Genomic DNA, 853 nt, shown 5'->3' with positions numbered 1-853 from the left:
TTAGAGGTCACTTATGTCTATGACAGTTATTCAGACGATTTTCGTTTACGTAAGCCTGACGTAAACCTAACAATAGATCCGTTATTGTTAGATACAGATGGTGACTTGTTGTGTGATTTCATAGAACTTGGAGTCAGTAATCCTGCTGAAAGTGATACTGACTTCGATGGCCTGAATGATGCTACTGAACTAGGTCTTGAGTTAAGCGAAGTTCTCTGTACTCCCATTTCAATAGCAGATCAGTTAACTAGTCCTGTACTCAGCGATAGTGATAACGACGGTCTAAGCGATGGGCAGGAGATTTTGATTACGGGAACAGATCCTCTTGATACTGACTCAGATGATGATGGTATAAGAGATGGTGACGAAGATCGTGATGGCGACGGTTTGAGCGACTATGTTGAGCTTAATCTTTCCTTCACTCTTTTCGATACTGTTGATAGCGATGGCAATGAAGTTAATGATGCCCTTGATGATCAAGATGGTGATGGCTTAAGCAATATCGAAGAGTTGGGTTATGGGACGTGCATTGCCTATCAGGCTGTATCATGCCCAAGTCCAGAGGATAGCGATCAAGATGGTGTTTCAGACTTTGATGAAATTAATCGAGCTGATCAGGAAGGCACAGACCCCCTTGGTTCAGATACAGATGGCGACGAGCTTACTGATAGCGAAGAGCTAGCTATAGGTACCAATCCTCTCTTAGCAGACTCTGATCTTGATGGGATCGATGACAATGAAGAACTTACGTTATCGTTAACTGACCCACTAAATCCAGATACTGACAATGATTTTCTAGCGGATGGGCAGGATGATAGCCCCTTGCAGCCTGATAGCGACAACGATTCGTTAT

Annotated in this window: 1 pseudogene; it reads left to right on the top strand. The window is 43.3% G+C overall.

Features of this window, described 5'->3' with window-relative positions:
• Nucleotides 1-853: pseudogene (locus tag A3735_RS30450) on the top strand (MSCRAMM family adhesin SdrC); the annotation flags it as partial.

This window comes from Oleiphilus sp. HI0061, from assembly GCF_001635675.1.
Note: the sequence above shows the minus strand (reverse complement) of the source record. Positions and strands in the feature narration are given on the sequence as shown.